Below are 6,935 nucleotides of genomic sequence, written 5' to 3' on the forward strand. Positions count from 1 at the left end.
AACCATTTTTTAAAATTCAATTTTTTGCTTACTTCAGGTATTCATTCAGCATCCGAATATTTTTAAACCAACAGAATATGAGCACACAAACCCAACCACAGGTTAAGACTAAAACCTACACACAAGATGAAGCATTCGAAGCTTCCCTAGCCTATTTCAAAGGAGATGATCTAGCAGCACGCGTGTGGATCAATAAATATGCACTGAAGGACTCGGATGGCAACTTGTATGAACTAACGCCAAATGACATGCATACTAGAATTGCAAAAGAACTGGCAAGAATTGAATCTCGATACCCAAATCCACTTTCAGAAACAGAGATTTTTGATCTGATTAAGGATTTTAAATATATCGTGCCTCAGGGAAGCCCGATGGCAGGAATTGGAAACCCCTACCAAATCGCTTCACTTTCTAATTGCTTTGTGATTGGAAATAGTGGTGAATCTGATTCCTATGGAGGGATCATGAAAATAGATCAGGAGCAGGTGCAACTGATGAAGCGTCGTGGAGGTGTGGGACATGATCTATCACATATACGACCAAAAGGTTCCCCAGTCAAAAACTCCGCTCTTACCTCTACAGGCATTGTTCCTTTCATGGAGCGTTACTCCAACTCTACTCGAGAAGTTGCTCAGGACGGACGCCGTGGCGCATTGATGTTGTCAGTTTCTATCAATCATCCCGATTCTGAAGATTTCATCGATGCCAAACTGGAGCAAGGCAAAGTCACTGGTGCCAATGTGTCTGTGAGAATCGATGACGGTTTTATGAAAGCCGTAAAAGAAAACACCAAGTACACTCAGAAGTATCCGATTTTCAGCGAAAGTCCAAAATTTCAGAAAACCATAGAAGCAACAAAACTGTGGAAGAAGATCGTCCATAACGCTTGGAGATCTGCCGAGCCAGGCATGCTCTTTTGGGATACGATCATCAATGAGTCTGTGCCGGATTGCTATGCCGATCTTGGTTACAAGACGGTTTCTACCAACCCTTGTGGAGAGATCCCACTTTGCCCTTACGATTCTTGCCGCTTATTGGCAATCAACCTTTTCTCTTATGTAGAGAATCCATTTACCCCTAAAGCAAAGTTCAATTTTGAGCTATTCAAAAAGCACGTCCATGCAGCACAACGTATCATGGATGATATCATCGATCTAGAACTTGAGAAAATAGATGCAATCATTGCAAAAATAGATGCAGATCCAGAACAGGATGAGGTGAAAGCTAATGAGCGCAATCTCTGGCTGAATATCCAGAAGAAAGCTAATGAAGGTCGTAGAACAGGCATAGGCATCACTGCTGAAGGAGATATGATTGCTGGTTTGGGAATCAGATACGGAAGTAAAGAAGGCAATGAATTCTCTGTGGAAGTTCACAAGACCTTAGCGATTGAAGCCTACAGAGCATCAGTTTATACCGCCAAAGACAGAGGAGCATTTGCGATTTTCGATGCTGAGCGGGAAAAAAACAATCCTTTTATCCAGCGCCTGAAAGAAGCCGATGACAAGCTTTACTATGAAATGCTGGAATATGGTAGAAGAAATATAGCACTGCTAACCATCGCTCCAACTGGCACAACGAGTTTGATGACACAGACTTCCTCTGGCATTGAGCCGGTATTTATGCCAGTGTATAAGCGTAGAAGAAAGGTCAATCCTAATGACAAAAATGTACGCGTAGATTTCGTAGATGAGCTGGGTGATTCTTGGGAAGAATACGTGGTTTTCCACCATAGATTTAAGCAATGGATGGAAGTCAACGGAATCGATACTTCCAAAAACTTTGCGCAGGTAGAACTAGATGAGATCGTCAAAAAATCTCCTTACTACCAGGCTACTTCCAATGATGTGGACTGGATGAGCAAGGTGAGTATGCAGGGAGCAGTTCAGAAATGGGTGGATCACTCGATCTCAGTTACGATCAACCTTCCAAACGACGCTACAGAAGAACTGGTAGGTCAATTGTACTTGGAAGCCTGGGAAGCTGGCTGCAAAGGAGTCACTGTTTATAGAGATGGCTCCAGGTCTGGTGTTTTGATCTCCAATGATGAGAAAAAAGAAGAGGAAAAAGAGGAGCTAGTAAATTCTATCACTCCTTTCCCTACCAAGCGCCCTCAAATATTGGAAGCAGACGTAGTTCGTTTCCAAAACAACAAGGAAAAATGGATCGCATTTATAGGCCTGATCGACGGAAGACCTTATGAAGTCTTTACCGGTTTGGCAGATGACGAAGATGGCATCCTAATCCCTAGGTGGGCAAACAAAGGCCTGATCATCAAAAACAGAAACGAAGATGGCTCCTCACGCTATGACTTCCAGTACAAGAATATGCGAGGCTACAAGACTACCATAGAAGGGCTGTCTCATAAGTTCGACCCTGAGTATTGGAACTATGCCAAGCTGATCTCCAGCACACTTCGCTATGGCATGCCAATAGAAAAGATCGTAGATCTGATCAATAGTTTGCAACTGGACAGTGAGTCTATCAATACCTGGAAAAATGGAGTGGTAAGAGCAGTGAAGCGCTATGTAGAAGATGGAACCAAAGCGAAAGGACAAACCTGTGAACAATGTAAATCTGCTAATTTGATCTATCAGGAAGGATGCCTGACTTGTAAGGACTGCGGTTCTTCCAAGTGTGGATAAGCATTCGGAAATGTCAATTTTAAAAAGGGAGCTGATTGGTTCCCTTTTTTATGTTCTAAATTCTTGTTGCGGTATTAAAAATTCAACTTCCCGATGTGTTCAAACTAAATATTTCTTCCACGCTTAAACTAGCGTTTATAAATTTGATGAATTCGACATTTGCAAATTATATATGATCTTTCTAGTTTGAACTAAGCTAGCATTTCTTTAGCTCCATTTTAAACCATATGAGACATCATTTCATTTCCTTAGCCAGTATCCTAATAATAACAATATCCTGTCAAACAAAAGGTGAAAAAGATGATTTTCCTGAATTGTTGGACTTGGTGATTGTTGACTCATCTTTAGTTAAAGAAGAGCATTTTTTTATGAACGTACCTGCCAAGGTAGAATTAATCGGAGATAGCTTATTGGCTGTATCCTCCAACCGAACTCCTGCTGTAGGAATTATTCGCAAAAACGGAGAACAAATGGGAAATATCGCCTCCGGAGATTTTCCAATCGGGGCTTTCATGCCCTCTTCTTTTGATATCTCAGAATATCCTATTGTCTATATCATAGACAGGAGGAGCCAGTCTGTACTGGTATTCAATGTGGCAACTCAGGAATTTATCGAAAAAATACGACTCAACCTTCCAGAAGACAAAATAGTCAGAACAATTGGAGCGGAGTTCAAAAAAACGGAAAATGGCTTTCTGGTCGAACTATATGACCAAAAACACGACGCCTATCTGCCTGACTTTTACCGCAATTCAGGTGATCTGCTATATTTTTTTGACAATAATGGAGAATTTCAAAAATCGATAATGGAATATCCAGAGGAATATAAAGCCATGGAAGGCTCGTTGAGTCCGACTAACTACTTTAAAATGAGTGATAATAATCAAACCATTCGGCTTTCCTTTCCACACAGTAAGAAACTACACCGTTACACGAACACGGGCGAAGAGCTAGAGCAAATAGATCTCCCACCTAGTCGGGTATTCGATTACCAGCTGAAGGCTGCCGATAGAATCATTGATTTCAATAGTGTTATGGCAGGAGAAAACCAAAGTACCAAGACTCCTGACAATCATTATTTCAACTCTATATATGAGAATGAAAAGTCTATTTATATTCAAACTTGGATGAAAATCGGAGAGGGAGGAATCCAAAAGACACGATTTGCCCACCTGATGGTGTATAATAAAAAAGAAGAAAAATGGTATGAAAGCCAAAACCCGAAAGGTATACTTGACATAGGAATGCTTGCCGGAGTAGTCAGAGACACCTTATACTTCTACGAGGGCAGCATGATGAAGTACGATGATAAATACATCAAACGGGCTGTCCTAAGATCTATCGACTAATAAGGATTAATTACATCCAACAACAACTGCACCAAAAAAGGTCTCCCGTTTACACAGGAGACCTTTTCTAACTATTCGGATGAATTGCTTAAGCCACTACTTTCTCAGCCAGCAATACAATCACATTGTCTTTTACTTCTACTACTCCGCCATCCACGATCATGGATTGCTTTCCTTCAGGAGTGGTAAAGGAAACAGTTCCTTCTATATTGAAGTTAATTTTCACCTTCTTAATAAATATTTTCAAACTAACTATTTACCCCCCCCATTTAAATTAACCGTTTATAAAATCCCAGGAATAGAAAATTGTATTTATCGGAGGGTCTTTCTAAGTTGAACTAAGCTAGCTTTTTAAATATCTTTTAACTTAAACAAACTAATCATGAAAAAAATGATGATTTTAACCTTTGCCGTACTAGGGATGGTCTTGGGTAGTTTTGCAGTGGTGCAGCCTGTGAAGGCAGTAGAAATGCCATCAGTAGATGATTGCGATCATTTTACAGACGAACAAGGATGTAGCTATGCAGTTTGCGGAGAGTGCCTTGCATGGCAATGCCCAGGAGGGTCAACAATAATTGACTGCGGAATTTAATAGAAATAAATGAGACAGCGCTGTATTTATTTCTTGGCATTCTTTTCAGCATTTGCATGCCAAATTAAAGCTGAAAAGGATGCCATTCCTCAATTGCTTGATTTGGTTGTTGTTGACTCAATTTTAGTTCAAGAGCAGGACTTCTTTATTAATAGTCAATATTTAGTTAATCTTGTAGGAGATAGCCTACTTGCCATATCATCCATTAGATCTCCTTCTGTTAGTTTCATCCGCTCAAATGGTGAAGAAGTAGGACAAATAGCAAGTAAGGATTATCCAATGGCTCCATTTATTCCTTCTTCCTTTGATGCTTCGGAATATCCAATTCTTTACATTTTAGACAAAAGAAGTGAATCTATTCTAACCTTTAATGTAGAAAAAAAGCAATTCCTAAATAAACTGAAGCTAAACCTACCTGACAATAAACGGCCAAAGATGGCTGGAGCAAAATTCAAAAAAATCTCTTCGGGTTTTGTCGTTGAATTAGAATCATCGATTTATGACAACTATAATCCTGATTATTACAGAAACTCTGGAGATTTAATTTATCTATTTGATGAAAAAGGAAAAGCCAAAATATCCTTTCTAGAATATCCAGAAGAGTTAAAAAAAGTTGAAGGGTCATTAAAACCTACTGACTACTTAGAATTCACCTCTAATGATAAATCAATTTTGTTCACTTTTCCTCACGGAAAAACGATACAACGATTTGAGAAAGGTAATCTCGGAAAATTACTTGAGGAAATCCCTCTACCCAAAAGTAACTATTTTGATTATGAACCCGTAGGAGCTGACCAAATTATCTCCTTTCAGGAACTTTTTAATTCTGGCAATGGAATGGATGTGGTAGTACCATTTAATCATTATTTCAATACTGTTGTTGATAATAAAAAGGAGATCATCATCTCTACTTGGATGAATAACAGAGAGGTAGCACCAAATAATGCATTTTACACCAACTTGTTTATATACAAAAAAGACGAAGAAAGTTGGTATGAAACACGAAATCCTAGGAACACTTTAGACCTCGGAATGCTCGCAGGAGTAGTTAATGACACACTCTATTTCTACGAAGGAAGTCTGATGAAGCAGGATAAGAAGTACATCAAACGGGCCATTTTAAAGCCTATAGAAGAGTAAGGATTTGAAAAGTTCATCTCATTATGAAACCAAAAAAGGTGCACAAATTATTTATGCCCAAGTGGATGCGTATTCTATGTATGTCCAGACCCTGAAACAGGAATTCCAGAAGCATCTGAAACCTGCCCTTAAAATTAATTAAATGATACGGCGCTGTATTTTTCTACTTTATATAATATTACAGATCATAGCATGTAAACCTGTTGACGAACAGCCTAAGCATACTATAAATCTCTCCGAATTAGTCATTATTGATTCTCTCAAAATTTTAGAATCAAATGGATTTCTTTCGAGACCTTCAAATTCTTCTTTAATAAATGACAGCTTGTTAGGGGTTGGAAGTCGTTTTAGTAAAGGGGTTTGGATATTTAACATAAAAAGTGGCCTAGAAGAAAAGAGTATAATAGATCAATCAGTGCTAGGAATACCTATTTATCCGACAAAGGTTGATTGGACTGAGTACCCGACTATTTATATATTAAATGGAGTAACAGAAAGCATACTCAAAGTTCACTTCAACATTACCAAAAATAAAGCTAATCCAAATTTAAAGAAAATTAAGCTAGATTTACCAAAGGGTACTAGAATCATGCCTGATGCACGTAGCTTTTGGAGTAAGGAAAACGATTTTTTTGTTGAATTGGGACCAATAAATGTTTTCAAGAGCTCAAATCAATTTTATAAAAACTCAGGAAAATTCATAGGAGTTTTTGGGAAAGATGGGAAATACAAATATCGTTTTCTAGAGTATCCAAACTCTTTGACTGAACTAAATGGTTTTTTAGAACCTGGCCCAACGTATAGTTCAGGAATCATAAATAATTCGAATCTAGCCGTCTCCTTTCCAAGTGAGGAAAAACTGATGAGACTGTAATCTAAACTCTGTCTAAGACTTTGAATTTTAGTTAAAGTTTATAAGATAGAGCAGTATGAAAGAACAAGAATCAGCACTCAAGAAAAAAGTATTAGATCAGTTTTTATCAGGTGAGAACCTTTTCGGGAAGAACGGAGCACTTTCACCAATTCTGAAGGAATTTTTGGAAGAGTCTCTTCAGGCCGAGATGGATGAGCATCTCCGTGATGAAGATAAAGGTTGGTCCTCGGGTAATAAGCGCAACGGAAAAGGCACTAAAACGGTGAAGAGCAACGTTGGCGAAGTGACGATAGACACCCCGGAGGACCGGCACAGCAGCTTTGAGCCTAAGATCA

General features: G+C 38.8%; 7 protein-coding genes. 6 read left to right on the forward strand and 1 reads right to left on the reverse strand.

Features of this window, described 5'->3' with window-relative positions; all coding sequences use genetic code 11:
• Positions 1–77 precede the first annotated feature (77 nt).
• Together LV85_RS21550 and LV85_RS21555 are read left to right on the forward strand one after the other, a co-directional pair.
• Entirely contained in the window at positions 78–2,645 is a 2,568-nt protein-coding gene (locus LV85_RS21550) for an adenosylcobalamin-dependent ribonucleoside-diphosphate reductase (RefSeq protein ID WP_111323349.1), read from the forward strand.
• A 227-nt stretch (positions 2,646–2,872) separates the two neighbouring features.
• On the forward strand, positions 2,873–3,994 hold the full coding sequence (locus tag LV85_RS21555; RefSeq protein ID WP_111323351.1) for a hypothetical protein: 1,122 nt from the start codon (positions 2,873–2,875) through the stop codon (positions 3,992–3,994).
• Positions 3,995–4,082: 88 nt separating this feature from the next.
• Here the strand turns inward: LV85_RS21555 and LV85_RS21560 are convergent, their stop codons facing one another.
• Positions 4,083–4,241: a hypothetical protein gene (locus tag LV85_RS21560; RefSeq protein ID WP_317046477.1), complete on the reverse strand. Its 159-nt coding sequence runs from the start codon at positions 4,239–4,241 to the stop codon at positions 4,083–4,085.
• Positions 4,242–4,385: 144 nt separating this feature from the next.
• On the opposite strand from LV85_RS21560, the gene LV85_RS21565 reads away from it, so the two are divergent.
• The 4 genes from LV85_RS21565 to LV85_RS21580 form a co-directional block, all read left to right on the forward strand.
• A complete protein-coding gene (locus tag LV85_RS21565; protein ID WP_146260529.1) occupies positions 4,386–4,586 on the forward strand; it encodes a hypothetical protein in 201 nt (66 codons plus the stop codon).
• A gap of 9 nt (positions 4,587–4,595) precedes the next feature.
• On the forward strand, positions 4,596–5,726 hold the full coding sequence (locus LV85_RS21570; RefSeq protein ID WP_111323355.1) for a hypothetical protein: 1,131 nt from the start codon (positions 4,596–4,598) through the stop codon (positions 5,724–5,726).
• 142 nt (positions 5,727–5,868) lie between these two features.
• Positions 5,869–6,600 (forward strand): hypothetical protein, encoded by a 732-nt coding sequence (locus LV85_RS21575; RefSeq protein WP_111323357.1) that lies wholly within the window; start codon positions 5,869–5,871, stop codon positions 6,598–6,600.
• 55 nt (positions 6,601–6,655) lie between these two features.
• Positions 6,656–6,935 (forward strand): transposase (locus tag LV85_RS21580; RefSeq protein ID WP_211318455.1); only part of this gene is annotated, 280 nt, incomplete at its 3' end.

It is taken from the genome of Algoriphagus chordae (assembly GCF_003254055.1).
In the GTDB taxonomy this organism is placed as follows: domain Bacteria; phylum Bacteroidota; class Bacteroidia; order Cytophagales; family Cyclobacteriaceae; genus Algoriphagus; species Algoriphagus chordae.